The organism is Streptomyces sp. NPDC005761, assembly GCF_040630635.1.
Lineage (GTDB): Bacteria > Actinomycetota > Actinomycetes > Streptomycetales > Streptomycetaceae > Streptomyces.
Genome location: NZ_JBEXXX010000023.1, coordinates 22,039 through 37,282, shown reverse-complemented (window position 1 = coordinate 37,282; position 15,244 = coordinate 22,039). Strand labels below are relative to the sequence as shown.

The window sequence follows — 15,244 nt, the reverse complement described above, 5'->3', positions numbered from 1 at the left end:
GTGCCCTACCTCACGTCGTAGAGCCGTTACCGGACGGGTCGAGGCGTACGACGCGGGCGCGGCCCGGAGGCCGTGTGGGCCCGGGCCCACTCCACAGCCTCTCAGGTGAGTCCGCCCGCCGCCCCGCGAAGGTGCACGATGTCACCCGCGGAGACCGGTTCGCGCAGGCCGTCGTCCGAGGACAGGACCAGTCGGCCGTCCCCGTCGATCGCCACCGCCTCGCCGGTGATCGTGCGGTCTCCGGGCAGCTGGGCACGTACCGTCCGGCCGAGCGTCGCGCAGCCCGCCGCGTACGCCTCCTGCAGCCCACTGGCGGCCGCGTCGCCGTCGGCCGCGCGCCACTGCCCATACCACTGCTCCAGTGAACGCAGCACGCCCCTGAGCAGCGTTTCCCGGTCGGTGGAGACCGCTCCGGCGAGGGCGAGGGAGGCAGCGGTGGGGGCGGGCAGTTCGTCGGCCCGCAGGGAGACGTTGAGGCCGATTCCGATGACGACGCCGTCGCCGGCCCGCTCGGCGAGGATGCCGCCCGTCTTGCGCTCCTCCCCGGACGGGGTCTCCCCCGGGCGGAGCCGGCCGGAGTCCTCGGGGATGGTGACCAGCAGGTCATTGGGCCACTTCAGGGCCGTGTCGACGCCCGCCGACCGCGCGAGACCGGTCGCCGCGGCGACCCCGGCGAGGAGCGGCAGCCAGCCCCAGCGCTGTACCGGCACGCCGAGCGGCGTCAGATAGACGGAGAAGAACAGGCCGGAGCGGGCCGGAGCCGTCCAGGTGCGGTCCAGGCGGCCCCGGCCCGCGGTCTGCTCCTCGGCGACCAGGACGGTGCCTTCGGTGAGGGAGGCGGCGCGCGCCGCGAGGTCGGAGTTGGTGGAGCCGGTGCTGTCGACGACGTCGAGGGCGGTCCACAGGCCGCCCGGCCGCAGCAGTCCGCGGCGCAGCGCGGGGACGTTCAGGGGCGGCCGGTCCAGGTCCGACCAACGGCTCTGTGGCGCATCCGGAGGTGTCATGCAAGCCACCCTAGGTGTGTCAAACGACGCACTGCCGAACCGTATCCGCGCCGATACGCTACGGGTCAGTAGCCGTCAGCGCTGCGGGCCGTCAGCCGTTCATCCGCTGATCAGCAGCACAGTCGTCCCCGTGACCAGGCAGGGAGCCGCCACCCGATGTCCGAGCCGGAAGAGATCGACATCCACACCACCGCGGGCAAGCTCGCGGACCTGCAGCGCCGTATCGACGAGGCGACCCACGCGGGCTCCGCACGTGCGGTGGAGAAGCAGCACGCGAAGGGCAAGTTGACCGCACGCGAGCGCGTCGATCTCCTGCTCGACGAGGGTTCGTTCGTGGAGCTGGACGAATTCGCCCGGCACCGCTCGACGAACTTCGGCATCGAGAAGAACCGGCCGTACGGCGACGGTGTCGTCACCGGGTACGGCACCGTCGACGGCCGCCCCGTCTGCGTGTACTCGCAGGACTTCACCATCTTCGGCGGCTCGCTCGGCGAGGTCTACGGTGAGAAGATCGTCAAGGTGATGGACTTCGCGCTGAAGACCGGCTGTCCGGTCATCGGCATCAACGACGGCGGCGGCGCCCGCATCCAGGAAGGTGTCGCGGCGCTGGGCCTCTTCGCGGAGATCTTCCGCCGCAACGTGCACGCCTCGGGTGTCGTCCCGCAGATCTCCCTGATCGTCGGCCCGTGCGCCGGCGGCGCGGTCTACTCCCCCGCGATCACCGACTTCACGGTCATGGTCGACCAGACCTCGCACATGTTCATCACCGGACCCGACGTCATCAAGACGGTCACCGGCGAGGACGTGGGCTTCGAGGAGCTCGGCGGCGCCCGCACGCACAACACCACCTCGGGTGTGGCGCACCACCTGGCGGGTGACGAGAAGGACGCCATCGAGTACGTCAAGTCGCTGCTGTCGTACCTGCCGTCGAACAACCTCTCCGAGGCCCCGGCCTTCCCGGAGGAGGCGGACCTGGCGGTCAGCGACGAGGACCGCGAGCTGGACACGCTCATCCCGGACTCGGCGAACCAGCCGTACGACATGCACACCGCGATCGAGCACGTGCTGGACGACGGCGAATTCCTGGAGACCCAGGCCCTGTTCGCGCCGAACATCCTCACCGGCTTCGGCCGGGTGGAGGGTTACCCGGTCGGCGTCGTCGCCAACCAGCCGATGCAGTTCGCCGGTTGCCTCGACATCAACGCGAGCGAGAAGGCCGCACGGTTCGTCCGCACGTGTGACGCCTTCAACGTGCCCGTGCTGACGTTCGTCGACGTCCCGGGCTTCCTGCCGGGTGTCGACCAGGAGTACGGCGGCATCATCCGCCGCGGCGCCAAGCTGATCTACGCGTACGCGGAGGCGACCGTCCCGCTGATCACGGTGATCACCCGCAAGGCGTTCGGCGGCGCGTACGACGTCATGGGCTCCAAGCACCTGGGCGCCGACATCAACGTCGCCTGGCCGACCGCCCAGATCGCCGTCATGGGCGCGCAGGGCGCCGTCAACATCCTTCACCGCCGCACGATCGCCGCCGCCGAGGATCAGGAGGCGACCCGCGCCGAGCTGATGGCGGACTACGAGGACGCGCTCCTCAACCCGTACGTGGCGGCCGAGCGCGGCTACGTCGACGGGGTGATCATGCCGCACGAGACCCGGGCACAGGTGGTGAAGGGGCTGCGGCAGCTGCGGACCAAGCGCGAGTCGCTGCCCCCGAAGAAGCACGGCAACATCCCCCTCTAGAAAGGGTCCTGGCCATGATCAAGGTCGTACGGGGCAACCCGACCCCGGAGGAACTGGCCGCCGCCCTGGCGGTGGTCCGGGCGCGCGCCGCCGCGGCGTCCGCCGTCTCGTCCGGTGCGCCGGAACTGCCCGCGCAGTGGTCCGACCCGGGTCGGCTGGCCCGGCGGGGACGCCATCTGCCGGGACCGCGCGCCTGGGCGCGTACGTACTGGCCCGGTTAGTCACGGAGCGTTGCCGGAGGCCCGGATTCCCTGCGGGGGTCCGGGCCTCCGGCACGTACCGGAAGGATCTGGTCCGTTCGCACCAGGGCGGGTGAGTACGGGTACTCAGGCGCGGCGGCGCGACCCGCAGCAGGATCGGATCATGTTGTGGTCCGACCCCGAGAACAAGCCGCCGAAGGAACTGCGCGACGCCCAGGACATGATGCGGCGCGCGGGGCTGGTGCTCGCGCTCGCCATGGTGGTCGCGATGATCGTGCTCGGGACGCGGTGAGGGCCACGCCCACCCGCCTCGTACGATGGCGCCCATGACTGATCCCGTTCGCCGCCGGCTCGTGCTCGCCTCGCAATCACCCGCGCGTCTGGGTCTGCTGCGGCAGGCCGGGTTCGCGCCCGAGGTGATCGTCAGCGGCGTCGACGAGGACGCGCTGAGCGCCCCGACGCCGGCCGAGCTCGCACTCGTCCTGGCGCGGGCCAAGGCCGAGGTCGTGGCCGGGCTGCCGCAGGTCGCGGGGGCGCTGGTCATCGGCTGCGACTCGGTGCTCGAACTGGACGGTGAGGCGCTCGGCAAGCCGGCCGACGCCGAGGAGGCCACGGCCCGCTGGAAGTCCATGCGGGGGCGTTCCGGGGTCCTGCGGACCGGCCACTGCCTGACCGACACCGCGAGCGGGCGCACCGCCGCCGCGACCGCGTCCACAACGGTCCGCTTCGGTGAGCCCTCGGACGCCGAGATCGCCGCCTACGTGGCCTCCGGGGAGCCGCTGCACGTCGCGGGCGCCTTCACCCTCGACGGGCGCTCGGCGCCGTTCGTGGACTCCATCGACGGTGACCCCGGCAATGTCATCGGGCTCTCGCTGCCGTTGCTGCGACGGCTGCTGGGCGAGCTCGGGATCCAGGTCACCGACCTCTGGGTCTGAGGGACCCGGTTCAGGCGGGGGCCGGGGCGACCGGCTTCTCGGGCTCGGCGGCGACCGGTTCCTCGTCCGCGGGCCCGTACGCCACCAGGGTCAGCACGATCAGCCCGAGCACCACCATCATGAGGACGAACGCCGACCAGCCCACGAGGCCGACCGTCAGCGCACCCAGCACGCCGTGGACGACGGCGCAGCTGATGAGCAGGATCCGGGCGGTACGGCCCGGTGCCCGGTCACGGATGCCGGCCATCAGGAGCAGCACGCCGCACAGCACCAGGAACAGTCCCGAGACACCGCCCAGCACCCAGGTCCCCTTGGACATGACGCCGGGATCGGTGCCGGCCAGGGACATGTCCTGGTTCTTCACGACCGTTCCCAGGACCACGTTGATGATCACGATGCCCACGGCTTCCGCGAACAGCACGAGCGCGGCTATGAAAGCCACCGGCCTGCGCACCACGGCGCTCACCCCCTGTTACCTGCAGTACGTGCGATAGCGCGGACCCTACTAACGGGTAATGCTCCGGACAAGGGGTTCGGCACCCCCATCGCACCACCGCACGCGCCGGGTTCACGCCCCCCTTGTGCGCGCTCAAGTGCGTCGGGCAAAGAATCACCCGACGCTTAGTAGGAAGTCCACAAAGAAACACCGGGAGTCGGTGGCCGTGCCGACAGAGACCTGGACCACACCTCGTGGCTACTGTGCGGTCATGGTTCCCGGCGTACCGTGGTGCCACAAGGGATTTCGCGACTCGAGCAAGCCTCGAATCACACTCCGTGTGGGCAAGCTCACCAATGGGGACGGGTCGTAGGACCGTGTCGGTTGTCCCTAAACTCAGCTTGTTTCAAGGAGGGAGCCATCGTGCGCAAGGTGCTCATCGCCAACCGTGGCGAAATTGCTGTCCGTGTTGCCCGAGCTTGCCGGGACGCGGGAATCGGGAGCGTGGCCGTCTACGCAGACCCGGACCGCGACGCTCTGCATGTGCGTGCGGCCGACGAGGCATTCGCCCTGGGCGGTGACACCCCGGCCGCCAGCTATCTGGACATGGCCAAGGTGCTCCAGGCGGCCAAGGACTCCGGGGCGGACGCGATCCACCCGGGTTACGGCTTCCTCTCGGAGAACGCCGAGTTCGCCCAGGCCGTGCTCGACGCCGGTCTCACGTGGATCGGCCCGCCGCCGCAGGCGATCAGGGACCTCGGCGACAAGGTCGCCGCCCGCCACATCGCCCAGCGCGCCGGCGCCCCGCTCGTCGCGGGCACGCCGGACCCGGTCGAGGGCTCGGCCGAGGTCGTCGCCTTCGCCGAGGAGCACGGGCTGCCGATCGCGATCAAGGCCGCGTTCGGCGGTGGCGGGCGCGGGCTGAAGGTCGCGCGCACGCTGGAGGAGATCCCGGAGCTGTACGACTCCGCGGTCCGTGAGGCCGTCGCCGCGTTCGGGCGCGGGGAGTGCTTCGTGGAGCGCTACCTCGACAAGCCGCGGCACGTGGAGACCCAGTGCCTCGCCGACACCCACGGCAACGTGGTCGTCGTCTCCACCCGTGACTGCTCGCTCCAGCGCCGCCACCAGAAGCTGGTCGAGGAGGCGCCCGCGCCTTTCCTCTCCGAGGCGCAGAACGCGGAGCTGTACGCGGCCTCCAAGGCGATCCTGAAGGAGGCCGGCTACGTCGGCGCCGGCACGGTCGAGTTCCTGGTCGGCGTGGACGGCACGATCTCCTTCCTGGAGGTCAACACCCGCCTCCAGGTGGAGCACCCGGTCACCGAGGAGGTCACCGGAATCGACCTCGTGCGCGAGATGTTCCGCATCGCCGACGGCGAGGAGCTCGGCTACGGCGACCCGGAGATGCGCGGTCACTCCTTCGAGTTCCGGATCAACGGCGAGGACCCGGGCCGCGGCTTCCTGCCCGCTCCCGGCACCGTCACCGTCTTCGCGCCTCCGAGCGGCCCCGGTGTCCGCCTCGACGCGGGCGTCGAGTCCGGCTCGGTCATCGGCCCGGCCTGGGACTCCCTGCTCGCCAAGCTGATCGTGACCGGCGCGACGCGTCAGCAGGCGCTCCAGCGCGCGGCCCGTGCGCTGGCCGAGTTCAACGTCGAGGGCATGGCGACCGCCCTCACCTTCCACCGCGCGGTCGTCGCCGACCCGGCGTTCACGTCCGACCCGTTCCGCATCCACACCCGCTGGATCGAGACGGAGTTCGTCAACGAGATCAAGCCGTTCGCCGCTCCGGCCGACGCGGAGGCGGACGAGGAGTCCGGCCGCGAGACGGTCGTCGTCGAGGTCGGCGGCAAGCGCCTCGAGGTCTCCCTGCCGTCGTCGCTGGGCATGAGCCTGGCCCGTACCGGTCTCGCGGCGGGCGCCAAGCCCAAGCGCCGTGCGGCGAAGAAGTCCGGCTCGGCCGTCTCCGGCGACACCCTCGCCTCCCCGATGCAGGGCACGATCGTGAAGATCGCGGTGGAGGAGGGCCAGGAGGTCAAGGAGGGCGATCTGATCGTCGTCCTCGAGGCCATGAAGATGGAGCAGCCGCTCAACGCCCACCGCGCCGGCACGATCAAGGGCCTGGCCGCCGAGGTCGGCAGCTCGGTCTCCTCCGGTGCCGTCATCTGCGAGATCAAGGACTGATCCGCACGGCATCCGTTCCACCTGTTCCACCGGCGCCCCGCTCATGTCGCACGACGTGACCGGGGCGCCGGTCATTGCGGGGCCCGGCCCGGCACTTCCGGCGTTACGGAGGGCACCTCCGGTTGCGCGATGGCATCCTGGACCCCAGGGCGGACACAGGGAGGACTGCGCTATGGCGATGAGTACGGCACGGACACCGGTCCGCACGCCGGAACGGCCCATGCGCGCCGACGCGCGCCGCAACTACGAGCGGCTGCTGACCGAGGCCCGTGACTCCTTCGCCGAGCACGGCACCGACGCCTCCCTGGAGGACGTCGCGCGACGGGCGGGCGTGGGCATCGGCACGCTGTACCGGCACTTCCCCACCCGGCACGCGCTGATGAGCGCGGTCTTCCAGGAGGCGGTCGCCTCCCTGATCGCCCGCTCCCGCGAACTGGCCGGGGCCGAGCAGCCCTGCACCGGCCTGGTGGAGTGGCTGGGCGCGCTCATCACTCATGCGGGTGAGTACCGGGGGCTGGCCCAGGCACTCATGTCGACGTGCCGGGACGAGACATCGGCCCTGTCGCCGTGCAATGTGCCGTTGCGCGAGGCGGGTTCGGTGCTGCTGGCCCGGGCGCAGTCGAGCGGGGCGGTGCGGGCCGAGGTGTCCATCGACGACCTCATGCAGCTGACGAACGCCATCGCGCTGGCCGCGGAGCAGTCCCCGGACGATCCGGAGCTGGCGGGGCGGCTGCTGACGCTGACGCTGCGTGGGTTGAGCTGTTCCGGCGCCTCCGGCGCTTGAGAAGCGGGGTACGGGGGCGGCGCCCCCGGAGCCCGCACCCGTGGCGCCCGGTCAGCGGCGGCGCAGATCCGCCACTCTTGCCCGGTCCCCCTGTCCCGGATCCGCCAGCACCGCCCCCCGCAACTGCTGCGCATGCGTCCGGCGCTGCCCCGGCAGGGGCATGTCGCGACGGGCACCCCGGCCCGGTGGCGCGGTGTCGGCCGAGGCGGATGCCCCTCCGGCGCCCGCCACCGCGATCTGCACGCCCTGATCCGCCAGGGCCTGCAGCTCCGCGGCCGCACGGTCGTCGTGCGCTGCCGGTTCGTCCGTCACCAGCCGGGTGATGAGATCCGTCGGCACGGTCTGGAACATGGTGTCGGCGCCGAGCTTGGTGTGGTCCGCGAGGACCACCACCTCCCCCGCGGCCTGCACCAGCGCCCGGTCCACGCTCGCGGAGAGCATGTTGGACGTGGAGAGTCCGCGTTCGGCGGTGAGCCCGCTCCCGGACAGGAAGGCGCGCGAGACCCGCAGCCCCTGGAGCGACTGCTCGGCCCCACTGCCCACCAGGGCGTAGTTGGAACCGCGCAGGGTGCCCCCGGTCATCACCACTTCCACCCGGTTGGCATGGGCCAACGCCTGGGCGACCAGCAGTGAGTTGGTGACCACGGTCAGACCGGGGACCCGCGCGAGCCGGCGGGCCAGCTCCTGCGTGGTCGTACCGGCGCCGACCACGATGGCCTCGCCTTCTTCGACGAGGCCGGCGGCCAGGTCGGCGATGGCCGTTTTCTCCGCGGTGGCGAGATGGGATTTCTGCGGAAAGCCGGACTCCCGCGTAAAACCGCCCGGCAAGACCGCACCGCCGTGCCGGCGGTCGAGGAGTCCTTCTGCCTCCAGTGCCCGCACGTCCCGCCGTACGGTCACTTCGGAGGTCTGGACGACGCGGGCGAGCTCACGGAGCGATACCGCCCCGTTGGCGCGCACCATTTCGAGGATCAACTGACGACGTTCTGCAGCGAACACAAAACTGACAGTAACGTGACCGCCCGAGCGTTTTCAGCTGTTTGCGCCGAATAACAGAAGTTGTACATACAAGGGGCCACCAAGTGGTATAGGCGGCCCCGTTGTTGTTCCGTACTGATCGAACGGCGGCCGGCGGACCGCCTGAGTTGCCGGGGGTTGCCGGGGAATGCCGGTTTCCCCGGCTCCCCGGCAGCCGGCTACGCCTCGCCCGCTTGCTTCCGGGTGTGCAACTGCCGGGCCACTTCCGCGATCGATCCCGACAGGGACGGATACACAGTGAAGGCGTTTGCGATCTGTTCCACGGTCAGATTGTTGTCGACCGCGATCGAGATGGGGTGGATCAGCTCGCTCGCCTTCGGTGCGACCACGCAGCCGCCCACCACGATGCCGGTGCCGGGGCGGCAGAAGATCTTGACGAAGCCGTCCCGGATGCCCTGCATCTTGGCGCGCGGGTTGCGCAGCAGCGGGAGCTTGACGACCCGGGCGTCGATCTTGCCGCCGTCGACGTCCGCCTGGCTGTAGCCGACCGTCGCGATCTCGGGGTCGGTGAAGACGTTCGAGGAGACCGTCTTCAGGTTCAGCGGGGCCACCGCGTCGCCGAGGAAGTGGTACATCGCGATCCGGCCCTGCATGGCGGCGACGGAGGCGAGCGCGAAGATCCCGGTGACGTCACCGGCCGCGTAGACGCCCGGCGCGCTGGTGCGGGAGACCTTGTCGGTCCAGATGTGGCCCGAGTCCTTGAGCCGTACCCCGGCCTCCTCCAGGCCCATGCCCGCGCTGTTCGGGATCGCGCCGACCGCCATCAGGCAGTGCGAGCCGGTGATGACCCTGCCGTCGGCGAGCGTCACCTCGACCCGGTCGCCGACCCGCTTGGCGGACTGGGCACGGGAGCGGGCCATCACGTTCATGCCGCGGCGCCGGAAGACGTCCTCCAGGACGGCCGCCGCGTCGGGGTCCTCGCCCGGCAGCACCCGGTCCCGGGACGAGACGAGGGTGACGCGGGAGCCGAGTGCCTGGTAGGCACCGGCGAACTCGGCGCCGGTGACACCGGAGCCGACCACGATGAGTTCGTCGGGGAGCTCGTCGAGGTCGTAGACCTGGGTCCAGTTCAGGATCCGCTCGCCGTCGGGGAGCGCGTCCGGGATCTCGCGGGGGTGACCGCCGGTGGCGATCAGCACGGCGTCGGCGGTGAGTGTCTCCTCCGTGCCGTCGGCCGCGGTGACGACGACCTGGCGCGAGCCGTCGGCGGCCTGGAGGCCCTCCAGACGGCCGCGCCCGCGCATCACCCTGGCGCCCGCACGGGTGACGGAGGCGGTGATGTCGTGGGACTGGGCGAGCGCCAGGCGCTTCACCCGTCGGTTGACCTTGCCCAGGTCGACGCCGACCACACGCGCCGCCTGCTCCATGTGGGGCGTGTCGTCCGCGACGATGATGCCGAGCTCCTCGTACGAGGAGTCGAAGGTGGTCATCACCTCTGCCGTCGCGATCAGGGTCTTCGAGGGCACGCAGTCGGTGAGCACGGACGCGCCGCCGAGGCCGTCACAGTCGACGACGGTCACCTCCGCACCGAGCTGGGCGCCCACCAATGCCGCCTCGTACCCGCCGGGTCCGCCGCCGATGATCACGATCCGGGTCACGAAAAGTCCGCCTCGCGTTTCTCGTCCCTCGGCCGTCTGCTGTCCCGGCCGGGGGTCCGGGGGGCCGCCCCGGGGGAATGCAGTACGTACTTCATTGTCCCGCACGCGCCAAGGTGCTTCGCCCCGGGGCCCTCCATACGTGTGCCGGGGCGCCCCGGCACACGTAAGCGGCCGGTGGATCCGCCGCCCCGGGCGGGGTTGTTCCTCCCAGGAATCGACGCTCCCGGTGTCACCTCCCGTACCCTCGATCCCATGTCGCTCTACGCCGCGTACGCCGGCAACCTCGACGCGCGGCTGATGACGCGCCGCGCACCGCACTCCCCGTTGCGCGGCACCGGCTGGCTGAACGGCTGGCGGCTGACGTTCGGCGGCGAGCAGATGGGCTGGGAGGGCGCGCTGGCCACGGTGGTCGAGGCGCCGCGCTCCCAGGTGTTCGTGGCGCTGTACGACCTGGCGCCGATGGACGAGGACTCCATGGACCGCTGGGAGGGCGTCGGCCTGGACATCTACCGCCGCATGCGGATCCGGGTGCACACCCTGGACGGCGAGGAGCCGGCCTGGATGTATGTGCTGAACGGGTACGAGGGCGGGCTGCCCTCGGCCCGTTACCTGGGCGAGGTGGCCGACGCGGCCGATTCCGCGGGTGCGCCGCACGACTATGTGATGGAACTCCGCAAGCGCCCCTGCTGAGCGCGGGGAACCAGCCCTGATCTGCCCTTTCCCGGAATCTCCGGCAGCTCGCTGTGGGAACGCACAAACGAACGCGACAAGACTCTGTGCAGGAGCATCTACGCGCGTAGGGATTCAGCGGTTACGCTCATCCGCGTGAACGCATCAGTTATTCCGGACCACATCCAGGGCGACCCGCACGCCGCCGCCGCCGACGCCGCCGCCCGCCTGCGCGAGCTGACCGGTGCCGAGACCCACGACGTCGCCCTCGTGATGGGCTCCGGCTGGGCGCCGGCCGGAGATGCGCTCGGCATCCCGGAGGCAGAGTTCCCGGTCACGGACCTGCCCGGATTCCCCGCCCCCGCGGTCGAGGGCCACGGCGGCACGATCCGCTCGTACCGCATCGGCGAGAAGCGCGCCCTGGTCTTCCTGGGCCGGACCCACTTCTACGAGGGCCGCGGAGTCGCCGCCGTGTCGCACGGGGTGCGCACCGCCGTCGCCGCGGGCTGCAAGACCATCGTGCTGACGAACGGCTGCGGCGGACTCCGCGAGGGCATGCGCCCCGGACAGCCGGTCCTGATCAGCGACCACATCAACCTCACGGCCGCGTCGCCGATCATCGGCGCCAACTTCGTCGACCTGACCGACCTGTACTCCCCGCGGCTGCGGGCGCTGTGCAAGGAGATCGACGAGACCCTCGAAGAGGGCGTGTACGTGCAGTTCCCCGGCCCGCACTACGAGACCCCGGCCGAGATCAACATGGTCCGCGTGATGGGCGGCGACCTCGTCGGGATGTCCACCGTGCTGGAGGCCATCGCGGCCCGGGAGGCGGGCGCGGAGGTGCTGGGCATCTCCCTGGTGACGAACCTGGCGGCAGGCCTCAGCGGAGAGCCGCTGAACCACGAAGAGGTACTGCAGGCGGGGCGTGACTCGGCGACCCGGATGGGCGCACTGCTGGCCAGGGTCCTGGAACGCATCTGACCCGGCACCGGCCGCCCCCGTGGCCCCGCCCCCCGAACGCCGACGGAACCGGCCTCGCCGGCCTTCGAGGGGCGCGGCCACGGTTACGGGAAGGGGCGGGCAGGGGATCAGGCATGCCGCAGGCACCACCCTCCGCCCCCACCCCCGCACGACACCACACCCGCACCCCGGAAAGGCGGACACCGTGACGACGCAGGACCTCATCACCCGGGCCAGGACCTGGCTCGCCGAGGACCCCGACCCCGAGACCCGCGACGAGCTCGCCGCGCTCATCGACGCGGAGGACCTCGACGAACTCACCATCCGCTTCGCCGGCACCCTCCAGTTCGGCACCGCCGGACTCCGCGGTGAGATCGGCGCCGGGCCCATGCGGATGAACCGCGCCGTCGTCATCCGCGCCGCCGCCGGGCTCGCCGCGTACCTGAAGGACCAGGGCCAGGAGGGCGGTCTCGTCGTCATCGGCTACGACGCCCGCTACAAGTCCACCGACTTCGCGCGCGACACGGCCGCCGTCATGACCGGCGCCGGTCTGCGGGCAGCCGTGCTCCCCCGCCCGCTCCCCACCCCCGTACTGGCGTACGCCATAAGGCACCTGGGGGCCGTCGCGGGCGTCGAGGTCACCGCCAGCCACAACCCGCCGCGCGACAACGGCTACAAGGTCTACCTCGGCGACGGCTCGCAGATCGTGCCCCCCGCCGACGGCGAGATCGCCGCCGCGATCGCCGCGGTCGGCCCGCTGGACACCGTGCCCCGCCCCGACAGCGGCTGGGAGACCCTGGGCGACGAGGTCCTGGACGCCTACCTGGCCCGTACGGACGCGGTACTGGCCGCGGGTTCGCCGCGCACCGCCCGCGTCGTGTACACCGCGATGCACGGCGTCGGCGCCTCCGTGCTCACCGCGGCCTTCGACCGCGCCGGCTTCCCCGCCCCGGTCCTGGTCGCCGAGCAGGCCGAGCCCGACCCCGCGTTCCCCACCGTGGCCTTCCCCAACCCGGAGGAGCCCGGCGCGATGGACCTCGCGTTCGCCACGGCCCGGCGCGCGGACCCCGACATCGTCATCGCCAACGACCCGGACGCGGACCGCTGCGCCGTCGCCGTCCCGGACCCGGCGGTGGACGGCGGCTGGCGGATGCTGCGCGGCGACGAGGTCGGCGCGCTGCTCGCCGCCCACCTCGTCGACCGCGGTGTCACCGGCGTCTTCGCCGAGTCCATCGTGTCGTCGTCCCTCCTCGGCCGGATCGCGGAGAAGGCGGGCCTCGGTTACGAGGAGACGCTGACGGGCTTCAAGTGGATCGCCCGCGTGGACGGGCTGCGGTACGGCTACGAGGAGGCGCTCGGTTACTGCGTCGACCCGGACGGCGTCCGCGACAAGGACGGCGTCACGGCCGCGCTCCTGGTCGCCGAACTCGCCTCCGTGCTCAAGGAGCGGGGCCGCACGCTCGTCGACCTGCTGGACGACCTCGCGGTCGACCACGGGCTGCACGCCACCGACCAGTTGTCGGTCCGGGTGGAGGACCTGTCCGTCATCGCGGACGCCATGCGACGACTGCGCGAGCAGCCGCCCAGCGCGCTGGCCGGACTCGCCGTCACCTCGGCCGAGGACCTGTCGAACGGCACCGAGCTGCTGCCGCCCACGGACGGGCTGCGCTACCACCTGGAGGGTGCCCGGGTGATCGTCCGCCCGAGCGGCACCGAGCCGAAGCTCAAGTGCTACCTGGAGGTCGTGGTGCCGGTCGCCTCGGCCGGTGACCTGCCCGCGGCCCGCGCGAGGGGTGCGGAGCTCCTGGCCGGCATCAAGCGGGACCTGGCGGCCGCGGCCGGGATCTGACGCACGCCGGGCCCGGTGGCGGGTGAAAGTCCCGGCCGCCCGGGCCCGGTGGCGGGTTGAATTCTGCCCGCCGGGCCCGCCCTATCCGATGAGGCCCACGACCACCAGCAGCACCGCACCCACCGCGGCCGGTGCGATCAGCTCGTAGGCCCATCTGACCGACCCGACGACGCCCCCGGAGACGGGCGTGTCGCCCGCGCGCCCGGCCAGCTCCCGCAGGTCGTGCATCGTCTGATCGGCGACCGCCGCCCGCGCCTTCGTGTCGCGCACGTCGGCGGTGGCGGACGTCCGGCCGTACGGGTCGTCGATCGCCTGCCGGGACTGATGGCGGGCGGCCTTCTTGCGCTGCCGCAGCGACACCGGAACCGCCCAGAGCTGGTACTTGGCGCCGCCGTTGGTGAAGATCTCGCTCGAGTACCCGGCCCGGACGTCCGCGACGTCGGTCCACGGCAGTGTGATCGTCCGGAACGGATTGCGGATGCGGATGCGCCGGTCGTTGGCGAACACCGCCGGCCTCAGGGTGAAGGCGACCACCAGCGGCACGACGGTCAGCAGACCGGCCAGCGCCAGCCACGGCACGCGGCCCTCGCCCTGGAAGGCGGCGTCCACACCGATCCACCCGACGAGCAGGAGCAGCAGGACTCCCCCGACCAGCCCGGCGGGAGACCGGAACGTCCGGTCGGCGTAGGTGGGCTCGGAGGGCGGTGTGGGGCTCGTCATGAGCCCGATTCTGCCTGACGTGCGCGGCGGACGCGGGGGCGGCCGCCCGGGCACGCGTACGGACTCCGGCGGGGCGGGTGCCCCACGCGGCCCGGCGCCCCGCCGCGGGGCCGCGCGATGCGCGAACGGCACGGCCCCCTGTACAGGCCGCTACGCGCGTAGATATGCTCATGTGGTGACCATGCCCACCACTGCTCCCGCATTCGCCGACGCGACGGCGTCCGACAGTGCGCTGCGCCGCTTCCTGCACGGGCTGCCCGGCGTCGACGCCGTCGGCCTCGAAGCGCGCGCCGCCTCTCTCGGAACCCGTTCGATCAAGACGACGGCCAAGGCGTACGCCATCGACCTCGCCATTTCGATGATCGACCTGACGACGCTGGAAGGCTCGGACACTCCGGGCAAGGTCCGCGCGCTCGCCGCCAAGGCCGTCAATCCCGATCCCACCGACCGCACGACCCCGCGCACCGCGGCGGTCTGCGTCTACCCCGACATGGCGGCGACCGCGGCCGCCGCCGTGGCCGGCTCCGGCGTGAAGGTGGCGTCCGTGGCGACGGCCTTCCCCGCCGGGCGCGCCGCGCTCGACGTGAAGCTCGCGGACGTCCGCGACGCCGTGGCCGCCGGGGCCGACGAGATCGACATGGTGATCGACCGCGGCGCCTTCCTCTCCGGCCGCTACCTGAAGGTGTACGAGGAGATCCTCGCCGTGAAGGCCGAGTGCGGCCGGGCACGGCTGAAGGTGATCTTCGAGACCGGCGAGCTGTCCACGTACGACAACATCCGGCGGGCCTCCTGGCTCGGGATGCTGGCGGGCGCGGACTTCATCAAGACGTCGACCGGAAAGGTCGGGGTCAACGCCACGCCCGCGAACACCCTGCTGATGCTGGAGGCGGTGCGCGACTTCCGTGCGCAGACCGGCATCCAGATCGGCGTGAAGCCGGCCGGCGGCATCCGCACCTCCAAGGACGCCATCAAGTTCCTGGTGCTGGTGAACGAGACGGCGGGCGAGGACTGGCTGGACAACCACTGGTTCCGCTTCGGTGCTTCCAGCCTGCTGAACGACCTGCTGATGCAGCGCCAGAAGCTCAGCACCGGCCGTTACTCCGGCCCCGATTACGTGACGGTGGACTGATTCC

15 protein-coding genes are annotated in these 15,244 nt (G+C 71.6%); 10 read left to right on the top strand and 5 right to left on the bottom strand.

Annotated features, from left to right (window positions below; translation table 11 throughout):
- Positions 1-101: 101 nt before the first annotated feature.
- Positions 102-1,004 (bottom strand): biotin--[acetyl-CoA-carboxylase] ligase, encoded by a 903-nt coding sequence (locus tag ABZ434_RS21345; protein ID WP_359139012.1) that lies wholly within the window; start codon positions 1,002-1,004, stop codon positions 102-104.
- Positions 1,005-1,160: 156 nt separating this feature from the next.
- On the opposite strand from ABZ434_RS21345, the gene ABZ434_RS21340 reads away from it, so the two are divergent.
- From ABZ434_RS21340 to ABZ434_RS21325, 4 genes are all read left to right on the top strand, one after another.
- Positions 1,161-2,744, top strand: a complete 1,584-nt coding sequence (locus tag ABZ434_RS21340) for an acyl-CoA carboxylase subunit beta (protein ID WP_359139009.1) — start codon at positions 1,161-1,163, stop codon at positions 2,742-2,744.
- Positions 2,745-2,758: 14 nt separating this feature from the next.
- Complete coding sequence (locus ABZ434_RS21335; protein WP_219570237.1) at positions 2,759-2,965, top strand: acyl-CoA carboxylase epsilon subunit; 207 nt, start codon at positions 2,759-2,761, stop codon at positions 2,963-2,965.
- Between the two features lie 142 nt (positions 2,966-3,107).
- A complete protein-coding gene (locus ABZ434_RS21330) occupies positions 3,108-3,236 on the top strand; it encodes a hypothetical protein (protein WP_359078709.1) in 129 nt (42 codons plus the stop codon).
- Between the two features lie 25 nt (positions 3,237-3,261).
- A complete protein-coding gene (locus tag ABZ434_RS21325) occupies positions 3,262-3,879 on the top strand; it encodes a nucleoside triphosphate pyrophosphatase (protein ID WP_359139005.1) in 618 nt (205 codons plus the stop codon).
- A 10-nt stretch (positions 3,880-3,889) separates the two neighbouring features.
- Here the strand turns inward: ABZ434_RS21325 and ABZ434_RS21320 are convergent, their stop codons facing one another.
- Positions 3,890-4,345, bottom strand: coding sequence for a hypothetical protein (locus ABZ434_RS21320; protein ID WP_359139002.1), 456 nt, complete (start codon positions 4,343-4,345; stop codon positions 3,890-3,892).
- 393 nt (positions 4,346-4,738) lie between these two features.
- On the opposite strand from ABZ434_RS21320, the gene ABZ434_RS21315 reads away from it, so the two are divergent.
- Complete coding sequence (locus ABZ434_RS21315) at positions 4,739-6,493, top strand: biotin carboxylase N-terminal domain-containing protein (RefSeq protein WP_359138999.1); 1,755 nt, start codon at positions 4,739-4,741, stop codon at positions 6,491-6,493.
- 172 nt (positions 6,494-6,665) lie between these two features.
- Positions 6,666-7,277, top strand: a complete 612-nt coding sequence (locus ABZ434_RS21310; protein ID WP_359138996.1) for a helix-turn-helix domain-containing protein — start codon at positions 6,666-6,668, stop codon at positions 7,275-7,277.
- 51 nt (positions 7,278-7,328) lie between these two features.
- On the opposite strand, the gene ABZ434_RS21305 is transcribed toward ABZ434_RS21310, so the two are convergent.
- Both ABZ434_RS21305 and ABZ434_RS21300 read right to left on the bottom strand, forming a co-directional pair.
- The gene (locus ABZ434_RS21305) at positions 7,329-8,276 is read right to left on the bottom strand and encodes a DeoR/GlpR family DNA-binding transcription regulator (RefSeq protein WP_359138993.1); all 948 of its coding nucleotides are present in this window, start codon (positions 8,274-8,276) and stop codon (positions 7,329-7,331) included.
- Positions 8,277-8,473: 197 nt separating this feature from the next.
- Positions 8,474-9,913 (bottom strand): NAD(P)H-quinone dehydrogenase, encoded by a 1,440-nt coding sequence (locus ABZ434_RS21300; protein WP_359138990.1) that lies wholly within the window; start codon positions 9,911-9,913, stop codon positions 8,474-8,476.
- A gap of 252 nt (positions 9,914-10,165) precedes the next feature.
- On the opposite strand from ABZ434_RS21300, the gene ABZ434_RS21295 reads away from it, so the two are divergent.
- From ABZ434_RS21295 to ABZ434_RS21285, 3 genes are all read left to right on the top strand, one after another.
- Positions 10,166-10,603 carry a gamma-glutamylcyclotransferase gene (locus ABZ434_RS21295; protein ID WP_359138987.1) on the top strand — a complete coding sequence of 146 codons (438 nt, stop codon included), beginning with the start codon at positions 10,166-10,168 and terminating at the stop codon, positions 10,601-10,603.
- Positions 10,604-10,738: 135 nt separating this feature from the next.
- Positions 10,739-11,563, top strand: a complete 825-nt coding sequence (locus ABZ434_RS21290) for a purine-nucleoside phosphorylase (protein WP_359138984.1) — start codon at positions 10,739-10,741, stop codon at positions 11,561-11,563.
- A gap of 184 nt (positions 11,564-11,747) precedes the next feature.
- Entirely contained in the window at positions 11,748-13,391 is a 1,644-nt protein-coding gene (locus tag ABZ434_RS21285) for a phospho-sugar mutase (RefSeq protein ID WP_359138981.1), read from the top strand.
- A gap of 81 nt (positions 13,392-13,472) precedes the next feature.
- Here ABZ434_RS21285 and ABZ434_RS21280 read toward each other — a convergent pair whose 3' ends face one another.
- A complete protein-coding gene (locus ABZ434_RS21280) occupies positions 13,473-14,111 on the bottom strand; it encodes a PH domain-containing protein (protein ID WP_359138978.1) in 639 nt (212 codons plus the stop codon).
- 181 nt (positions 14,112-14,292) lie between these two features.
- Here ABZ434_RS21280 and deoC point away from each other — a divergent pair, with 181 nt between their 5' ends.
- Positions 14,293-15,240, top strand: coding sequence for a deoxyribose-phosphate aldolase (gene deoC, locus ABZ434_RS21275; RefSeq protein WP_359139219.1), 948 nt, complete (start codon positions 14,293-14,295; stop codon positions 15,238-15,240).
- Positions 15,241-15,244: the final 4 nt, after the last annotated feature.

What these genes read in the sequence shown, in the direction of transcription:
- ABZ434_RS21345 (WP_359139012.1), bottom strand. Translation starts at nt 1,004, where the DNA reads ATGACACCTCCGGATGCGCCACAGAGCCGTTGGTCGGACCTGGACCGG.
- ABZ434_RS21340 (WP_359139009.1), top strand. Translation starts at nt 1,161, where the DNA reads ATGTCCGAGCCGGAAGAGATCGACATCCACACCACCGCGGGCAAGCTC.
- ABZ434_RS21335 (WP_219570237.1), top strand. Translation starts at nt 2,759, where the DNA reads ATGATCAAGGTCGTACGGGGCAACCCGACCCCGGAGGAACTGGCCGCC.
- ABZ434_RS21330 (WP_359078709.1), top strand. Translation starts at nt 3,108, where the DNA reads ATGTTGTGGTCCGACCCCGAGAACAAGCCGCCGAAGGAACTGCGCGAC.
- ABZ434_RS21325 (WP_359139005.1), top strand. Translation starts at nt 3,262, where the DNA reads ATGGCGCCCATGACTGATCCCGTTCGCCGCCGGCTCGTGCTCGCCTCG.
- ABZ434_RS21310 (WP_359138996.1), top strand. Translation starts at nt 6,666, where the DNA reads ATGGCGATGAGTACGGCACGGACACCGGTCCGCACGCCGGAACGGCCC.
- ABZ434_RS21295 (WP_359138987.1), top strand. Translation starts at nt 10,166, where the DNA reads ATGTCGCTCTACGCCGCGTACGCCGGCAACCTCGACGCGCGGCTGATG.
- ABZ434_RS21280 (WP_359138978.1), bottom strand. Translation starts at nt 14,111, where the DNA reads ATGACGAGCCCCACACCGCCCTCCGAGCCCACCTACGCCGACCGGACG.
- deoC (WP_359139219.1), top strand. Translation starts at nt 14,293, where the DNA reads ATGCCCACCACTGCTCCCGCATTCGCCGACGCGACGGCGTCCGACAGT.